Source organism: Alkaliphilus crotonatoxidans (assembly GCF_054658015.1).
This window is the reverse complement of sequence record NZ_BAAHXS010000004.1, coordinates 42244-59191: the sequence shown is the minus strand read 5'-3', so window position 1 is coordinate 59191 and position 16948 is coordinate 42244. Positions and strand designations below refer to the sequence as shown.

Genomic DNA, 16948 nt, shown 5'->3' with positions numbered 1-16948 from the left:
CAATAGAAAAGAAGATAAGATATAAAAAACCATAAAGGATGTGACACGATGAAGGGGATAAAAATTTTGTTAGTGGTAATGTTGGTCAGCCTTCTGGTTATGGGCTCATTACTGGTGGGCAGAGGAAGAATAGAAGGCGATAACAAAAGTGTTGAAGTTGTTCTGGACTACTACGAGTTTGCAGAGATGGCCAGACAATCAGAGCAACCCCTGTCATGGTGGTTCAACTACTTTAGCAAGGAAGGAATTCAGTATGTGGCCTTAAGGGAAGAATCCCTAAGCTCCATGGTGGAGGAGGGAAAGCCCTTAACCGTAACAATGATGGGAAACCTGGTGAAGGAGCTGAATTGGGACGAGGAATACCCGGAGGCCTTTGTTAATTCTGTTGATCCTGAGAAAGTGAATCCCTATGATGTAGTAGCATATACCGATTCAGAAGAATTATATGACTTTATTGCCAAGGGATTAAAGGAGCGTTATCCAGAGGACCGCTTTGAGTTGTTTCAGGGTCAGGATGACTACGTTATTGTCATTAAGGGTACCCTGTATGATGCATTATTTATTGAGAATCAAAGCTTAATGGAAACCTCAGGCAAGGCCTTTGTCAGTGAATCAAGGCTGGAATCCTCCAAGCTGACCCGGCTGGGCCTGGGCCTTGACCCCGAAAAGGTGGCCATAATTCAAGAAAATGGCCTAGCAGTCATGGCAAGGCCCTATAGCTATGGTGATTGGTCCACTGAAAAGCATATTAATGCCACCCTGGCAGAATATGAAGCCTATGGAATTGACCCGCCGGTATATATTTTCGACGGCCATCAGGTAATGGGATACCCTGAACATTTAGATCCCGTGGCAGAGCATATGCGAAATGAAAAAATCAAAGTCGGTTTGATTGAAACTGGAGTACAGCGTCAGCATATGGAGCAGGAAGGCATTAACCTTTTAGCCGACGCCGTATCGTATAATGCCGTCAGAATTTATTCTCTGCAAAAGTATGTACAGGAACGCTTCCAATATGCTGGCTATGACGGTGCCGAAGAAATAGAAAATACCCTGTATCGAGCTGTAACAGAAAGAAATATTCGGCTGATTTATTTAAAGCCCTTTAAATACGACAATTATCGTTATGTTACAGAGGCAGAGGAATATTCAATTATGTTGAATCATTTTGAAGAGAGGATTGCCGAGCATGGTTTGACCTTAGGGGAAAGTAGTACCTTTGAGGTTCCCAAAATCAGGGTAAGACACTATACCCTGCTGGGGTGGGGAATAGCCGCCGCCGGCGTACTGCTGCTTCACTTGCTTTTTGGGCTTAAAGATAAACAAATACTGATTTTATTGGCCCTTTGCCTGTTGGGGGTACCTGCCATGATATTGGTTATGCCATCTCTGGCAGACAAAATATTGGCATTGGCGGCTTCAATCATTTTTGCCTCCTTGAGTATGGCCTATTTCTGTCAGGAAACCCATAGGCTCCTGGAAAGTGAGGACAAGGGGGATTGGAAAAAAACCATACTACCTGTATTGAAGGGAGTCATCGTTACCTCGTTAATTTCGGTCATTGGTGCTTTTTATGTGGCAACCATACTTTCAGATATACGATATCTGCTGGAAATGGATATTTATCGTGGTGTAAAGGTAAGCCAGCTTATTCCCTTTATTTTCTTTATCATGTTTTACCTTAAATACTATGGCTATAAGCGTACTGAAGCCAGTACTCAGCAGAGAATGGGTATCTATTGGGAACTGAAAAAGCTATTACTGGAGGATATCAAGGTAATTTATGTGTTGATTGGGGCCGTTGTTCTGTTTGTCGGTTATATTTATATGGCCAGAACGGGGCATGAAACCACCGTACAGGCTTCGCAGCTGGAAATTTTAGTAAGAAACATGCTGGAAAACAAACTTTTGGCCAGACCCCGTATTAAGGAATTTTTGATTGGAATCCCAGCCCTGACCCTGGGAATTTATGCAGCAAAGCGAGGCTATAAAAATATCATCATCTTTGCAGCAGGCTTTGCAGCCGTATTGGGACAAACCTCCATCATTAATACCTTCAGTCATCTTAGAACACCCCTTTATTTATCTGCGGTGAGAACAGTATACGGGATTATCCTTGGAGTAATCATCGGTACGATCGGGATACTTCTATTGGAATTGATAAGACTATGCCTAGGCTATATGAAAAATAAATATGGAATTGAATAATTATCAAAGCACTGGTCCCATTCCAAAGCCAGATATATCTCCTAGAGAGGAAGAGACAAATGAAGAAGGTATTGTTATTCGGCTACTATGGCTACCAGAATACTGGAGATGAAGCGATATTAAAGACAATAGTAAAGCAAATAAAGGGAGCCATGGCTGATGTTTCCCTGAAGGTTCTAACCTATAAGGCTGAAGAAACAGAAAAAAAGTACAAGGTATCAGCTGTTAGTCGAAATCGTTTTATGGAGTTGATTCGAGCCATTAAAGAAAGCGATGTTGTAATCAGCGGGGGCGGCTCAATTTTGCAGGATGTTACCAGCAGCCGCTCCCTGCTGTACTATTTGGCCATTATTTGGCTGGCAAAAAAATTAGGAAAAAAGGTCATGTTTTATGGCAATGGCTTTGGACCCATCACAAAGGTATATAATAAAAAGTTGGTAAAATATATTATTAATCAGGTGGATGTGATCACTGTCCGTGACTTTCAGTCAAAGGAGGCCATGAAGGCCCTGGGAATTCGCCATGAGATACAGGTTACTGCCGATGTTACCTTTGCAATGGCGCCCCTATGCCGCAAGAGCGGCAGGAATATTCTATCAGATGAAGGCCTGGTACCCGATAAAAAAATCATTGGTATTTCGGTTCGTCCCTGGCGAGGAATGGAAAATTATAAACGAATTATAGCCAATACCGCTGATTACTTGCAGCATTTAAACTATCAGGTTCTATTTATACCAATGCAGTACCCCCATGATCAGAAATTATCCGTTGAAATTACTAATTTAATGAAAAATAATGCCTATGTTTTAAGCAGGCAGTATGAACCAGAAGAGGTGCTCTCGGTGATTAGCGAATTAGACCTGTTAATTGGCATGAGGCTTCATTCCCTGGTTTTTGCAGCCATTGCCAGGGTTCCCATGGTGGGAATTGAATATGATGATAAAATTAAAAGCTTCTTGGAGCTGGTAAATCAAAAAAGCGGCGGTATAGCCGAATCCCTTGAGGAGGTTGCCCTGTGGTCAACCATTGAAGAGGTGTTAAAGGACAACCAAAGGCATCGGGAGCAGCTTGAAAAGGTAACCGCTGATTTAAATAAAAAAGCCAATCTAACAAAGGAAATCCTTAAGGAATTTATGACAAGGGGAGAATAGCCTATGGAAAGAAAACGAATAAATATGCTTAATGTGCCCATAGATGCCTTAAGTGAAAAGGAAGCCTTTAAAAGGGCCGTTGATTTTTTAGAAGCAGATACCCCTAAAACTATTTATACACCAAATCCCGAAATTGTCATGCTGGCCCAGGATGACCCCCAATTAATGCAGATTTTAAAGGACGGGGATTTAGTGGTTCCCGATGGCATCGGACTCATTATAGCTTCTAAGCTGAAAAAGCGGGGGCTGTTGGAAAGGATACCGGGGATCGATTTAATGCATAGAATTCTAGTGTATTGTGGACAAAGAGGAAAATCGATCTATATTTTAGGTGGAAAGCCAGGCGTGGCTGATGTGGCAGTTATGAATATACTGACCCAATACCCCGGTATTAAAATTGCTGGCTTTCATCATGGCTACTTTAAGGAACAGGATGAAGCTGGAATTGTCAATGATATTAATGAATCGGGGGCCCAGGTGCTATTTGTTTGTCTGGGGGCTCCCAAACAGGAATATTGGATTAATCGTCATCGTAATCAATTGACAGCCCAGATTTTAATGGGAGTCGGGGGAAGTGTCGATGTATACGCAGGTACGGTTAAACGGGCCCCTGAAATCTATCAAAAATTGGGGTTGGAATGGCTCTACCGGCTGATTCAGGAGCCCAGTCGATTTAAACGGATGCTGCTTTTGCCGAAATTTTTAATTAACTTTATACTAAAAGGGTAAATTAAATAATGAAGTGTTGGAGGTGGAAAAAGTGCTTAAGCAAAAATATAGAACAGTCATCGAATATATTGGACTAACCATTGGAACTGCATTAATGGCCTTTAGCCTAAACTTTTTCCTGGAACCCAATGCCATTGCCCCTGGTGGAGTAACGGGTCTAGCCATTGTCATATATCGTGCTACCGGTATTCCCATTGACATTACTAACCTTGCCATCAATATTCCGCTGTTTATTATGGGAATTCTGGTGCTGGGCAAGGTCTTCGGAATCAAGACAGCCTATGCTACCATTTCCCTTTCAGGATTTATTCGATTATTTCTAATGATTTTTGGCCATGGCGCCATGGTGACAAGGGATTTGCTCCTGGCCACCATCTATGGTGGTGTGATTATGGGTATGGGCCTTGGACTGGTATTCCTCTATGGAGGGACAACGGGAGGTACCGACCTGGCAGGGGCCATTTTAAACAAATACTTTCCTTCCATCAGCACCGCCAAATTCATGATGGTTTTAGACCTGATCATTGTAGTAACGGCCGCCCTGGTGGAAAAGAACATAGAAACTGGACTATACTCTATCATTGGTCTGTTTATATTGGTAAAAACCGCGGATTTTATTGTAGAGGGTCTGGGATATGCAAAGGCATTTTATATTATCTCCGCTAAAACCGATGAAATCGGCAAGAAAATACTAGACGAGATAAGTAGGGGTGTGACGGTTTTAGAGGGACGGGGAATGTATACAGGTACCCGGCGAGATGTGCTGCTGTGTGTTGTTGATAGAGCCCAGGTGGCAAAGCTGAAAAAACTGGTTTATCAGGAGGACAATAAGGCCTTTATTATGATTTCCACCATTCATGAAGTACTGGGAGAGGGTTTTAAAGAAATAAAAAATTAATAAAGAGGAGGAGAAAATTTTCATGAGGGACTATGGGTTTTTGCAGGAAAAGGCAGTAAATATCAGAAGGTTAATTATTGAAATGCTACAGGAAGCAGGGTCAGGGCATCCTGGCGGGTCACTATCGGCGGCTGATATTTTAGCTGTTTTGTATTTTCATGAAATGAAGGTAGACCCCCAAGAACCTAAAATGGTGAATCGGGATAAATTTGTACTGTCAAAGGGGCATGCGGCCCCCGTTTTATATGCCGCCCTGGCAGAGAAGGGCTTTTTTCCAAAGGAAGAATTACTTAAACTGAGAAAGATTGATGCCATGCTTCAAGGTCACCCTGAAATGAAGAAAACACCGGGGGTTGAAATGTCAACTGGTTCATTGGGGCAAGGTTTTTCAGCCTCCTGCGGTATGGCTTTGGCAGCCAAACTTGACAAGAGTCCCAGCAGAATCTACACCCTTTTAGGAGACGGTGAGCTGCAGGAAGGAATAGTTTGGGAAACCTCTATGGCGGCTGCCCACTATGGCTTAGACAATTTAACGGCCATTGTTGATTCCAATGGGCTTCAAATTGATGGTCCCAATGAAGAAGTAATGAGGGTTCAGCCTCTATTCGATAAATTTAAAGCCTTTGGTTGGCATGTCATAGAATGTGACGGCCATTCCCTGGAACAGATTATTAATGCCTTTGAAGAGGCCAGGGCTACCAAAGGAAAGCCAACAATGATTTTAGCCAAAACCATTAAGGGTAAAGGTGTATCCTTTATGGAAAATCAGGTGGGCTGGCATGGAAATGCCCCCAAGAAGGAAGAAGCAGAACTTGCATTAAAGGAATTGGGAGGGGAAAGATAATGAGTAAAATGATTGCTACAAGAGATGCCTATGGAGAAGCGCTAATTGAGCTGGGGCAGGAAAATGATCAAGTAGTGGTTTTAGATGCTGATTTGTCTAAGTCAACTAAGACCCATGGCTTTAGTAAGAACTTTCCCGATCGTTTTTTTAATGTAGGGATTGCAGAGCAAAACCTCATGGGAATGGCTGCAGGCCTTGCTACGGCAGGGAAAATCCCCTTTGCCAGCACCTTTGCCATGTTTGCCACTGGAAGGGCCTTTGAAATTATCAGAAACTCTATATGTTATCCTGAACTAAACGTAAAAATCTGTGCCACCCATGCCGGTATTACCGTTGGTGAAGACGGGGCCTCTCATCAATCAATGGAGGACATTGCCTGCATGAGGGCCATACCCAATATGACCGTAATTGTACCGGCCGATGGGGTGGAAACAAAAAAAGTAATCCATGCCATAGCAAAATATCATGGCCCTGTTTATGTTAGGTTAGGCCGATCAGGGGTACCCGTTATTAATGACGAAAACTATGATTTTGAAATAGGTAAAGGTGTTGTACTAAGGGACGGTAGGGACATGACCATTGTTGCGACGGGTATTATGGTCAGTAGAGCCCTGGAGGCCGCCGAAGCATTGAAGGAACAGGGGATTGATGCCAGGGTAATTAATATCCATACCATTAAGCCCCTCGATACCGCCCTAATTGCCCAGGCTGCAAAGGAAACAGGAGCCATTTTAACAGTGGAAGAACACAATGTCATTGGGGGCCTTGGATCAGCCGTGGCCGAGGCAGTGGTAGAAAACCACCCCGTACAAATGAAAAGAGTCGGTATGATGGATACCTTCGGTGAGTCTGGAAAGCCCAACGAATTATTAGAAAAGTATGGCCTTACATCCAAAGCGATTGTAGAGGCTGCTACTGAGCTTAAAAAAAGAAAATAAATCAATTTAGAGAAAGAGTAGAGACAGTATAGTGCTGTCTCTTTTTTTGCTCTTTTGTCTCTATCTTAAATAATATTTCCCTTAACAATTGAATATTTCACCATAACAATGAATAGACATAGAACAGAGACTAGTTTAAGGAATGAGGGGAGGGGCGTACGATGGGCTCAAAATTCAAATTACCCAAGTTTCCAAGGGTTAATTGGAAGCTGATTATTGCAGTTATTTTGATAATCCTGTTAGTTGTACTGGTGGTTAAGTGTGTACCTAGGTTCTTATCGGGTGGTGAACAAACTGTGGGCTATGAAATTGTTGATACAAATGAAACGCCTGAAAAACTGGAGCAAATAATACCAAGGTATAAGATGCTGGAAAGGGCACTGGCGACAAAGGTAGATGAATCAGTATACGTAATTGTAACAAGAGGAGAAAAATTAACCGGTGGCTATACGGTTGATATAGAAAAAATGACAATAGTAAAGGAAAAAGAGGAAGATAAGCTGGTGGTCTATGCAGTATTTAAAGACCCAAAACCAGAAGAGTTGGTTCCGCAGGTAATCACTTATCCCTATATTGTCTTAAAAACAGATTTGAAGGAATTGCCCCAAAAAATCGATCTACAGGTAAAATATCTTGAATAACTCCTTTTTTCGTCGGTTACCAGTAAAAGGTAATCGACGTTTTTATATATATGAATGACATTTTTAGAGAGCCTTGAAATAAATACATTGATCTAGCAATCTAACTTGTAAATTCATTGTATTTTTTATAATCAATATCAAAAAACCCTGCCGTAGCAAAATATGACAAATCTCCTTATATTACCAAGATGTAGAATAAATTTCATCAAATTGTAATGTCTCTGTAATAGACATTTACTACAGTTGATATATAATAGGATTAGTCAATTACATGCTAAATTATGGCCAGCAGGGGAGGAAACACAGAATGAAGCAATTAAGAAAAAAAGCAGTAACAGTAATAACTGGCTTGCTGCTGCTATCCTTTACAACCAGCGCATTTGCCAGTAACGCCTTTTTTGAACGGGTAGAATCTGAAAGATTGTCGAGAGGGGTAACCCAAAAGCATATACAACGATTCACCCAGAATGGTTGGCTAAATGCCAATGTACTTTATGTAGATCTAACAGATGAGACTTCAAAACTAGATATTCTGCAAAGCAGTAACGGCTTGACAACCAAGGATACCTTAACGTCTATGGCCAATAAAAATCCAAATGTAATTGGGGCAATTAATTCAGATTTCTTTTATTTTTCAAATCCGGATTCTCCCATGGGAATGATGATTAAGGATGGAGAAATGGTCAGCAGCCCCATACTAGTAAATAATTTTGCAACCCTTTACGTAACAGATCAAAATACAGGGTTTGCAAACTACTTAACGGCCAGCATGAAAATTATCAGCGATAAGGGAAAAGAAGTAGAAGTCCAGGCCATTAATAAAATTACCTGGGAATATCGAATGACAACCATCATTGATCGTAATTGGGGAACCCATTCTCCAGGGGCAAACGAAGCTCGACCAGACCATGTAGAGGTTGTGGTGATCGATAATAGGGTTGAAGAAATTAGAAAAGGTCAAGGCCCTGCTGAAATACCTGAATCAGGCTATATTATTTTTGCCACCGGAATGAGGGCAAATGATCTGTTGCAGAACTTAGAAGTAGGTGATAGGCTAGACCTCAAAGTGAGCATGAATCCTGATATCGATAGTATCAAATTGGCCATTGGCGGCGGTACGCTGCTGGTTTCAAATGGACAACCTGTAACAAACTTTACCCAGGATGTATCAGGAAATCATCCAAGAACAGCTGTAGGAATTACCAAGGATCGACGCCAGCTTATCTTAGTCACCGTTGATGGCAGACATACCTCTTACAAGGGGTTAAACGGCCAGGCCATGGCAAATCTAATGATTGAACTGGGAAGCCATGAGGCTATTATGATGGATGGCGGCGGTTCAACAGGAATGGTTACCAGGAGCTTGGGTGAATTTAAAACCGGTCTGGTGACAACCCCTTCAGATGGTTCGGAACGTAGAATTATTAACAGTCTTGCAGTTGTTACCACTGCTCCCACAGGGAATGTAAATGGTCTTAAGGCCGAATTGGAAAACGACTATGCCTTTTTAAATGCACCCAAAAAGATAATTGCTAAGGCCTACGACAGTAACTTTAACCCCGTTGCAGTTGACAATACCAAGCTCAATTATCGATTAGTTCAGGGCAGCGGCAGCTTTTTAAACAATAGCTTTATTCCCACCGCAACAGGAGAAGCAATTGTTGAGGTGGAATACATGGGGGCCACAACCGAGGTTAAGCTCAATGTGATGGGTGAACCGGCATACCTGGAAATCACCCCCAGTGCCATTCAGCTGGCCCAGGGTAGAAGCACCAATCTATCGGTTGTGGGAGTAAGTGCCCTGGGACACCGAGCTAAGATAGCCGCCGAGGCTATACAATGGACCGATATAAAGGGACTGGGAACCGTAGTCAATGGTGTATATACTGCCGGTAACACCACAGGTGAATCAACCCTACAGGCTAAATTAGGCAATACCGTTGTTTCAGTACCAGTAGCCATTGGTACCCAGGATAAAGTAGTAGATTTCTTTGAGGAATTAAAGCTGACCTTCAGCGGTTACCCAGAAGGGGTAACGGGTAGCGTTAGTTTAACCGATCAAGGGAGAAACGGCACCAAAGCCCTTCAATTGCAATATGACTTTACCAGTTCAGATGGAACTAGAGCGGCCTATATGAACTATGCCAATGGTGGGCTGACGCTTCCGGGAGCACCAAACAAAATAGGCGTGTGGGTATATGCTGATCAGAAGTCAACCCAATGGATTCGGGGAAGAATTACCGATGCCAAGGGAGCTCAACACATTATAGACTTTAGAAAGGGTGTTGATTGGACAGGGTGGAAGTACCTGGAGGCTACAGTGCCTTCTGGAGTAGCTGCACCAGCTAAACTTGACAGAATTTATGTGGCCGAGCCCGATACCAACCAAAAAGTAAAGGGAACCTTGATTTTTGACGATCTGCAGGTAAGCTATGCAGGAGGTAGTACAAATAGTACATCCAATAAAGAAATTAAAGACCCACTATATCGCCCCTATGAAGAACAAGGAAAAACCATTATGGTTCACAATGGGCTCCAGGCACCAAAGGAAACACTGTATGACAGATTAGCCATTAATAATCTGATCGAAAAGGCCAATCGTCAAAAGACCCATGTGCTATTTACCGGTACGGCAGATCAAAAAGCCACCAGCAAAATTACCAATACAATGATTACAGCCAATGGAGGCTATTCAAAGCAGGAAATAGATGATTTATTAATTGTCAAAATGGATAACAGTAAAAATGGCTTTAGGGCAACAGATTTCAATCAATGGCCTTGGTTTAAGGATCTGATTGAAAAAACCTCAAAAAATAATGTGATGATCCTGCTGCCTAAACCAATCAGGGGTGAAAATGGCTTTGCCGATTCCCTGGAGGCCGACCTGTTTGAAGAAATTTTAACCCAGCAGGCAAAGGCAGGAAAGAACATTTTCGTGCTTTATGGAGGTAAGGAGCTGAAGGTTGAGCCAAAGGACGGTGTACGTTATATCTCAACTGGCACCTATCAAAGCAATACCACTGAAATGCCCTCTGAAACAAATCAATATATCGAATTCAATCTAAACGGGTCGACTCTGACCTATCAAATTAAATCGCTTTTTAACTAAAATACAACAAAAACCGCTCCGGCTGCCAAGGGGCGGTATTTGTTGACTTCAAATCCCCCCCTTTAGACATAAAATTATAAAAAACATAAATATTAGGCACAAAAAAGAATACTAAAGCGAAAAAATAGGAAAGAAAAAATATTGTTAATTTGCTGAAAAATAGGTATAAATAAGATAAAGCGATAGGGGGGAAGAAAATGATCAAGGAAAAAAGCCGATTAGCAGGAGCTCAACTGACCAGTCCCTGTAGAATCGAAGATATTAATTTTTACACTACGGCAGATTTATCACCATTAAATGACATAATCGGCCAGGAAAGGGCTGTAGAGGCCCTGGCCTTTGGCCTTAGAATGAAGAAAAAGGGCTACAATATTTATATTTCAGGAATCAGCGGAACAGGCCGCAGCAGCTATTCCAATTCCATTACAGAAAAATTGGCGGCCGAAATGCCTGTGCCCAACGATTGGGTTTATGTGTATAATTTCAAAAATCCTGATCGGCCCAGGGCTTTAAGCATGGAGGCAGGGCTGGCAATCCAGTTTAAAAAAGATATTGAAGGAATGATAGAGCAGTTGAGGGAGCAGGTTCCCTCTATTTTTGAAGGTACAGAATATGAAACCAGGAAAAATGAAATTTATCAATCCTTTCAAAGGGAAAATCATAAAATTGTTGAGGAATTAAATCAAATTGCCCAAAATTACGGATTTATTTTCAGAGAGTCGGAGCATGGCTTGGTGAGCATTCCTGTGATGGAAGGAAGACCCATGAAGCAGGAGGAGTATTCCAGCTTACCCCCGGCGGAAATAGAGCGAATCAGAGAAAATTCCAATCAGCTTAACCTAAGTACCGTAGAAACCTTTAATCGGCTCAAGGCCATTGAAGAAGACTTTCAAGAAGGCTTAAGAAAGCTAGATGAGGAGATGGGCTACAAGGTTATTAATTTCTGTATTAATCGATTGGTTCAGCGATACGGTCATCGTGAGGAAATCGTAAGCTATATTAATCAGTTAGAGCAGGATATTGTGGAGCATATAGGGCAATTTAAGGGTAAAAATCCTCCCCAGGGGGAGCTTTCCCAAATGATGATGCAAATGAAGGATGAAGAGAGCTTTTTTACCCGTTATAAGGTGAATCTCTTTATTAATAATTCAGAGCTTAAGCATGCCCCCATTATTAACGAAAGTAACCCCACCTTCAATAATATTATGGGAACCATTGAATATAAAAATGAAATGGGGATTTTAAAGACTGATTTTACCCAAATAAAGCCTGGAGCCCTTCATATGGCCAATGGCGGCTTCCTCATATTAAATGTAAAAGAAGTCTTAACCCAGCCCTATGGATGGGAAACATTAAAGCGGGCCCTCAAGACAGGAGAAATTAATATTGAGTCCCTCAATAAGGTCACAGGGTATGTAGTCACTTCAACCCTAAAGCCAGAGCCTATTCCGCTGGATATTAAGGTTATTTTGATCGGGGACGACAGTATTTATCATGCCCTCTATAGTATGGACGAAGACTTCAGGAAGCTCTTTAAAATTATGGCGGATTTTGATGTAGAAATGAAAAAGAACGAAGAAAATATTTACAAAATGGCTAGATTCATTGCCAGCCATTGTGAAAAGGAAGGCCTAAAGCATTTTGATAAAAATGCCGTTGCCCGGATTATGGAATACAGCTCCAGGCTGGCAGACCATCAGGAAAAGCTTAGCTCAAGGTTTAATCAAATAGTAGAAATACTCTATGAAGCAGATGCCTGGGCCCAGATTGATGAAGTTCCCCTCGTATCGAAGGAACATGTTGAGAAGGCCATTCAGCAAAAAATCTATCGCAATAGTAAATATGAAGAAAAGCTAAATGAAATGTTCAAGGATGGCTCTCTTCTAATTGATGTATCGGGATATAGGATAGGCCAAATCAATGGCTTGGCAGTTATGGGAACCGGCGAATACAGCTTTGGAAAACCAAGTCGAATAACGGTTTCCACCTATAAGGGTAAAACAGGAATTATTAATATAGAAAGGGAAGTGAAAAAAAGCGGTAGTATTCACGACAAAGGAGTTTTAATTTTGAGTGGTTATCTGGGGCAGAAATATGCCCAGAGGCATCCCCTTTCCCTGGGGGTCAGTATTAGCTTTGAACAGAACTATTCAATAATTGATGGTGACAGTGCCTCCAGCACAGAGCTTTATGGAATTTTATCCAGCATTGCTGGTGTTCCCATTGATCAATCAATTGCTGTGACTGGCTCAGTAAACCAAAATGGAGAAATTCAGCCCATCGGGGGAGTCAATGAAAAAATCGAGGGCTTTTACGAAGTTTGCAAGCTTCTGGGCTTTACAGGTCAACAGGGGGTTTTAATACCCAAACAAAATATAAAAAACCTCATGCTTAAACGTGAAGTAATAGAGGCAGTAGAAGCAGGAACCTTCCATATCTATGCCATCGGCCACGTAGAGGAGGGCATTGAAATACTAACAGGTGTTCCTGCAGGGCTCCAGGACGAGCGGGGAAATTATCCTCCAGGAACTATTAACTATCTGATTATGGAAAAGCTAAGGGAAGCATCGGAGGAAAAGGAAAAGTCAAATTAAACCAAGGGCTGTCCTAAATAGTGTTTACTATTTAGGACAGCCCCTTCTTATTATTTACAGAGGATCAGCCGGTCCTCCGTTACAATTTTTTCTACGGGTATATCATAGGAGTCATTGGGCACCTGTTCAATCATTTGAACCTCATGGGCCAGGCCAATGGTGGGTACCCCTGGGGTTAGGGTGGGTAAAAAGCGATCGTAGTAACCGGCACCGTAGCCAATACGGTACCCTCTGGTATCGAAGGCCACACCGGGAACCAGAACTAAATCTAATTCCTGGGCAGAAAAGGGGCGAAGGGCCTCTTTTTTTGGCTCCAACACACCAAAGTTACCAACCTCCAGGTCATCCTCGAGGCTCAATAGCTCTGAAACAATCAATTCCTTTGTTTTAGGTACTGTCACTGGAATAAATACCCGCTTCCTGTGCTGAAAAAGGTCTGAAATAATCTGTTGAGTCATAACCTCCCGTTGAAAGGATAAATAGAGCATGACATTTTTCGCCTTTAAGTATTCAGTCATGGTGACCAGTCGTTCCAATATTTGGTGACTGTTTTTGATTACAGTTTCTGGAGATAAAGCTTCACGCCTTTCAAGCACTGCCTTTCGTAGCTGTTTTTTCATGGGGAGCCTCCTTTAATTAATCTTTGTCATTATATTGTAACAAAACTTTAGGGGTTGATTCAATTGAAATATGGGTTAGAGTATTGGTATAATAATAAAGTAAAATACTGTAGCAAAATGAAAAAATACGATTGATTCCTATATATGGTATCATATCCTGAATAAATTAGGTACAATTTACCATATTTTTATGCTGATTATGGCAGGAGAACTGGGTTTGGTGTCGAAAGTATTTATGTAGAGTACAGGAGCTGATAAACTTGATCGAATTTCGGAACATAAACAAGACCTATGGAAATGGTGTTCATGCTTTGACGAATATTAATCTTAAAATAGAAAAGGGTGAATTTGCCTTCCTGGTTGGCCCCAGTGGAGCAGGAAAATCAACCTTTATAAAACTGATTTTAAAGGAAGAAGACCCTACCTCGGGGGAAATTTACATAGGAAACGAAAACATTACAAAATATTCAAGAAGAAAAGTACCCTATTTAAGAAGAAATATAGGTGTTATTTTTCAAGATTTTAGACTATTGCCCAACAAAACGGTTTTTGAAAATGTGGCCTTTGCCATGGAAATTATCGAAGCTTCCTCAAAGGAAATACGCAGGCAGGTACCGATGCTGCTGGGAATGGTAGGATTAAGTGACCGGGCTTCTCAATACCCCCACCAGCTATCGGGTGGAGAACGGCAGCGGGTTTCCATTGCCAGGGCCATCGTTAACAATCCCTCGGTCTTAATTGCCGATGAGCCTACGGGAAACCTTGATCCAGAAACCGCCTGGGAAATTATGAAGGTGCTTCGACAAATCAACAGAAGAGGGACAACTATTCTCATGGTTACCCATGCTAAAGACATTGTAGATGTAATGCAGCAACGGGTCATTGCCCTGGAAAAAGGCCGAATTATTCGAGACCAGCAGAAGGGGGCATATGGCTATGAAGATTAGAACCGTTAAATATATCTTTAGACAAGGAATTGTGGGCCTATGGCGTAATCGTGGTATGAGTATTGCCTCCATTGGCTCTGTGACGGCTTCTCTGGTATTGTTGGGAATTATCATTACCTTAGTTTTGAATATCAACAATGCTGCAAGCATGACTCAAATGCAGTTTGATACCATTCAGGTCTATTTGTACGAAGAGCTTTCCGAAATGGAAATGGCAGGGCTTAAATCTCAGCTGGAAGCCATTTCAGGAGTGCGAATTGCTGAATTTATTTCAAAGGAGCAGGCCCTACTGGATATGAAGGAAAGCTGGGGAGAGCAGGGCTATTTATTGGAATATCTTGAAGAAAACCCTTTGCCCAATTCCTATATTATTCACATGGAACAAATTGAGGCAGCCGATGGCATTGTAGAAGCACTTCGACAGTTTGAAGAAATTGAAGAGGTTAAATATTATAAGGAAATTATTGAGAATTTACTTAGAATAGCAGGCTTTATCCGTACTGTGGGGATGGTGCTGATTGTTACCCTGGTCTTAGTAGCAATGTTCATTATATCCAACACCATAAAAATTGCCTTAAATGCCAGAAGGCAAGAAATTAACATTATGAAATATGTGGGTGCAACCAACTGGTTTATCCGATGGCCCTTTATCATGGAGGGAGTTGTACTGGGGATCGTGGGTGCTGTAGTGGCGATCGTCATTGTCTATTATGGTTATCAGTCAGCCTTTGATGCCATAGCCAGCCGTTTCACCGTACTGCTTAGTGCCTATCTAATACCCATTGAGTCCATGATAAAAAAGACCATTGTTATGTTTACTGTCCTCGGCGGTGGTGTCGGGGCTCTGGGAAGTATTATATCCTTAAGAAAGCATTTAAAGGTTTAAAGGGGGGAAAATACCGGTGAAGAGAAGTAGATTGATGATTTTATGCTGTGTGCTGACATTAATGGTGATAACAGGTTTTACAGCCTATGCCAATGATGCCGGCAAATTACAGGACAAACTTAACAAAAAAATCAATACACAGAGGCAGCTTAATAATCAACTGAAAGAAAATGAGAAGGCACAGGAAAGTGTTGTGGCGCAAATTGAAAAGCTGGAAAAGGAAATTGAGCAGACACAAAATGAAATTGAGCAATTGCAAAAGGATGTAAAGGCCACAGAGACAAAAATATCGATTGTTACCGATGAGCTGGTGGCTGCTGAAGAAAACATTGGCGATAAAAAAGATCTTTTGGGCTCTCGATTGAATGTAATGTACAAAAATGGAAACATCGGTTATGCAGAGGTGTTGTTAAGCTCCAAGAACTTTTCAGAGCTATTGTCTAATTTAGACATGGTCAAGCGGATTGTTGAGCATGATGTGGATCTTTTAAAATATCTACAGGAACAAAAAGAAATTATTGAAGATAAAAAAGTACAATTGGAAACTCAAAAAAGTCACCTGCTTAGCCTGAAGAATCAAGTGGAGGGAAAGAAACAGCAGCTTGTGGTGTCAAGAGGCTTACAGGACGAAAAGCGCAGGGAGCTTCTAGCTGATAAAAAAGCCCTGGAGGAAAGCGTTGATCAATTGGCAAAGGAAGCCAAAGAGCTTGAAGGCCAGATCAGGAAGCTAACTGCTTCATCGGGAAAATATGTTGGGGGACAATTACGGTGGCCGGTGCCAGGGTATACAAGAATTTCTTCACCCTATGGCAATAGAATTCATCCCATCCTAAAAACAAACAAATTCCACTCGGGAATTGACATACCTGCTCCAAAAGGAACCACCATCATTGCAGCAGGGCCAGGTAAAGTAATACATTCTGGAAATTTAGGCGGCTATGGAAAAACAATTATTATTGACCACGGCGGGGGAATTGTAACCCTTTATGCCCATAACTCAAGGCTGATGTATTCTGTTGGAGCCGAGGTTAGCGGCGGTGACAAAATTGCTGAAGCCGGCAGTACAGGTCTGTCAACAGGGCCCCATTTACACTTTGAGGTAAGAAAAAATGGTTCCTATGTTGACCCACTTCCCTATGTCAGGGGAAATTAAATAACAGAGATAAAACCCTAAGGAAAACAAACCCTTAGGGTTTTTTTTATTGTAGGTGAAGTGGGATTTTCGTGTTATTGATATTAGTAAAACCAGTTAAGCGTAAATTGTCCTACGGAACAGTATAACGACACTAACAAGTATAGTAGATTTTCAAAATATAATGTTAAATTATGTCGAATAATGATGTTAAGTTATGCATACAACTTAATTTAATATAAAGGATTATG

Annotated in this window: 13 protein-coding genes; 12 read left to right on the top strand and 1 reads right to left on the bottom strand. The window is 41.6% G+C overall.

The genetic code is table 11. From position 1 onward, the window contains the following. Window positions 1-48: 48 nt before the first annotated feature. The 9 genes from ACYQ1I_RS02705 (at window position 49) to ACYQ1I_RS02665 (ending at window position 13112) form a co-directional block, all read left to right on the top strand. The gene (locus ACYQ1I_RS02705; protein WP_459762212.1) at window positions 49-2208 is read left to right on the top strand and encodes a DUF5693 family protein; all 2160 of its coding nucleotides are present in this window, start codon (window positions 49-51) and stop codon (window positions 2206-2208) included. Window positions 2209-2267: 59 nt separating this feature from the next. Continuing rightward, complete coding sequence (csaB, locus tag ACYQ1I_RS02700) at window positions 2268-3359, top strand: polysaccharide pyruvyl transferase CsaB (protein WP_459762210.1); 1092 nt, start codon at window positions 2268-2270, stop codon at window positions 3357-3359. Window positions 3360-3362: 3 nt separating this feature from the next. Next, window positions 3363-4088: a WecB/TagA/CpsF family glycosyltransferase gene (locus ACYQ1I_RS02695; RefSeq protein ID WP_459762208.1), complete on the top strand. Its 726-nt coding sequence runs from the start codon at window positions 3363-3365 to the stop codon at window positions 4086-4088. A 31-nt stretch (window positions 4089-4119) separates the two neighbouring features. Next, window positions 4120-4986 (top strand): YitT family protein, encoded by an 867-nt coding sequence (locus tag ACYQ1I_RS02690; protein ID WP_459762206.1) that lies wholly within the window; start codon window positions 4120-4122, stop codon window positions 4984-4986. Between the two features lie 22 nt (window positions 4987-5008). Beyond that, window positions 5009-5830, top strand: coding sequence for a transketolase (locus ACYQ1I_RS02685; protein WP_459762204.1), 822 nt, complete (start codon window positions 5009-5011; stop codon window positions 5828-5830). After that, entirely contained in the window at window positions 5830-6768 is a 939-nt protein-coding gene (locus ACYQ1I_RS02680) for a transketolase family protein (RefSeq protein WP_459762202.1), read from the top strand. The genes ACYQ1I_RS02685 and ACYQ1I_RS02680 overlap by 1 nt, the downstream gene beginning before the upstream one ends. A gap of 161 nt (window positions 6769-6929) precedes the next feature. Continuing rightward, the gene (locus ACYQ1I_RS02675; RefSeq protein WP_459762200.1) at window positions 6930-7409 is read left to right on the top strand and encodes a protease complex subunit PrcB family protein; all 480 of its coding nucleotides are present in this window, start codon (window positions 6930-6932) and stop codon (window positions 7407-7409) included. Window positions 7410-7716: 307 nt separating this feature from the next. Continuing rightward, complete coding sequence (locus ACYQ1I_RS02670; RefSeq protein ID WP_459762199.1) at window positions 7717-10518, top strand: phosphodiester glycosidase family protein; 2802 nt, start codon at window positions 7717-7719, stop codon at window positions 10516-10518. 197 nt (window positions 10519-10715) lie between these two features. Then, complete coding sequence (locus ACYQ1I_RS02665; RefSeq protein ID WP_459762197.1) at window positions 10716-13112, top strand: Lon protease family protein; 2397 nt, start codon at window positions 10716-10718, stop codon at window positions 13110-13112. 50 nt (window positions 13113-13162) lie between these two features. Here the strand turns inward: ACYQ1I_RS02665 and ACYQ1I_RS02660 are convergent, their stop codons facing one another. Then, a complete protein-coding gene (locus ACYQ1I_RS02660) occupies window positions 13163-13732 on the bottom strand; it encodes a 5-formyltetrahydrofolate cyclo-ligase (RefSeq protein WP_459762195.1) in 570 nt (189 codons plus the stop codon). 260 nt (window positions 13733-13992) lie between these two features. Here ACYQ1I_RS02660 and ftsE point away from each other — a divergent pair, with 260 nt between their 5' ends. The 3 genes from ftsE to ACYQ1I_RS02645 are packed head-to-tail and all read left to right on the top strand — an operon-like array spanning window position 13993 to window position 16718. Further along, window positions 13993-14679, top strand: coding sequence for a cell division ATP-binding protein FtsE (gene ftsE, locus ACYQ1I_RS02655; RefSeq protein WP_459762193.1), 687 nt, complete (start codon window positions 13993-13995; stop codon window positions 14677-14679). Beyond that, window positions 14669-15565, top strand: a complete 897-nt coding sequence (gene ftsX, locus ACYQ1I_RS02650; RefSeq protein WP_459762191.1) for a permease-like cell division protein FtsX — start codon at window positions 14669-14671, stop codon at window positions 15563-15565. The genes ftsE and ftsX overlap by 11 nt, the downstream gene beginning before the upstream one ends. Window positions 15566-15581: 16 nt before the next feature. Continuing rightward, complete coding sequence (locus tag ACYQ1I_RS02645) at window positions 15582-16718, top strand: murein hydrolase activator EnvC family protein (protein ID WP_459762189.1); 1137 nt, start codon at window positions 15582-15584, stop codon at window positions 16716-16718. Window positions 16719-16948 lie beyond the last annotated feature (230 nt).

Excerpts from the sequence above, each read along its gene's own strand:
- csaB (WP_459762210.1), top strand. The coding sequence starts at position 2,268 with ATGAAGAAGGTATTGTTATTCGGCTACTATGGCTACCAGAATACTGGA.
- ACYQ1I_RS02660 (WP_459762195.1), bottom strand. The coding sequence starts at position 13,732 with ATGAAAAAACAGCTACGAAAGGCAGTGCTTGAAAGGCGTGAAGCTTTA.
- ACYQ1I_RS02680 (WP_459762202.1), top strand. The coding sequence starts at position 5,830 with ATGAGTAAAATGATTGCTACAAGAGATGCCTATGGAGAAGCGCTAATT.
- ACYQ1I_RS02675 (WP_459762200.1), top strand. The coding sequence starts at position 6,930 with ATGGGCTCAAAATTCAAATTACCCAAGTTTCCAAGGGTTAATTGGAAG.
- ACYQ1I_RS02665 (WP_459762197.1), top strand. The coding sequence starts at position 10,716 with ATGATCAAGGAAAAAAGCCGATTAGCAGGAGCTCAACTGACCAGTCCC.
- ACYQ1I_RS02685 (WP_459762204.1), top strand. The coding sequence starts at position 5,009 with ATGAGGGACTATGGGTTTTTGCAGGAAAAGGCAGTAAATATCAGAAGG.
- ACYQ1I_RS02705 (WP_459762212.1), top strand. The coding sequence starts at position 49 with ATGAAGGGGATAAAAATTTTGTTAGTGGTAATGTTGGTCAGCCTTCTG.
- ftsX (WP_459762191.1), top strand. The coding sequence starts at position 14,669 with ATGAAGATTAGAACCGTTAAATATATCTTTAGACAAGGAATTGTGGGC.
- ACYQ1I_RS02670 (WP_459762199.1), top strand. The coding sequence starts at position 7,717 with ATGAAGCAATTAAGAAAAAAAGCAGTAACAGTAATAACTGGCTTGCTG.
- ACYQ1I_RS02695 (WP_459762208.1), top strand. The coding sequence starts at position 3,363 with ATGGAAAGAAAACGAATAAATATGCTTAATGTGCCCATAGATGCCTTA.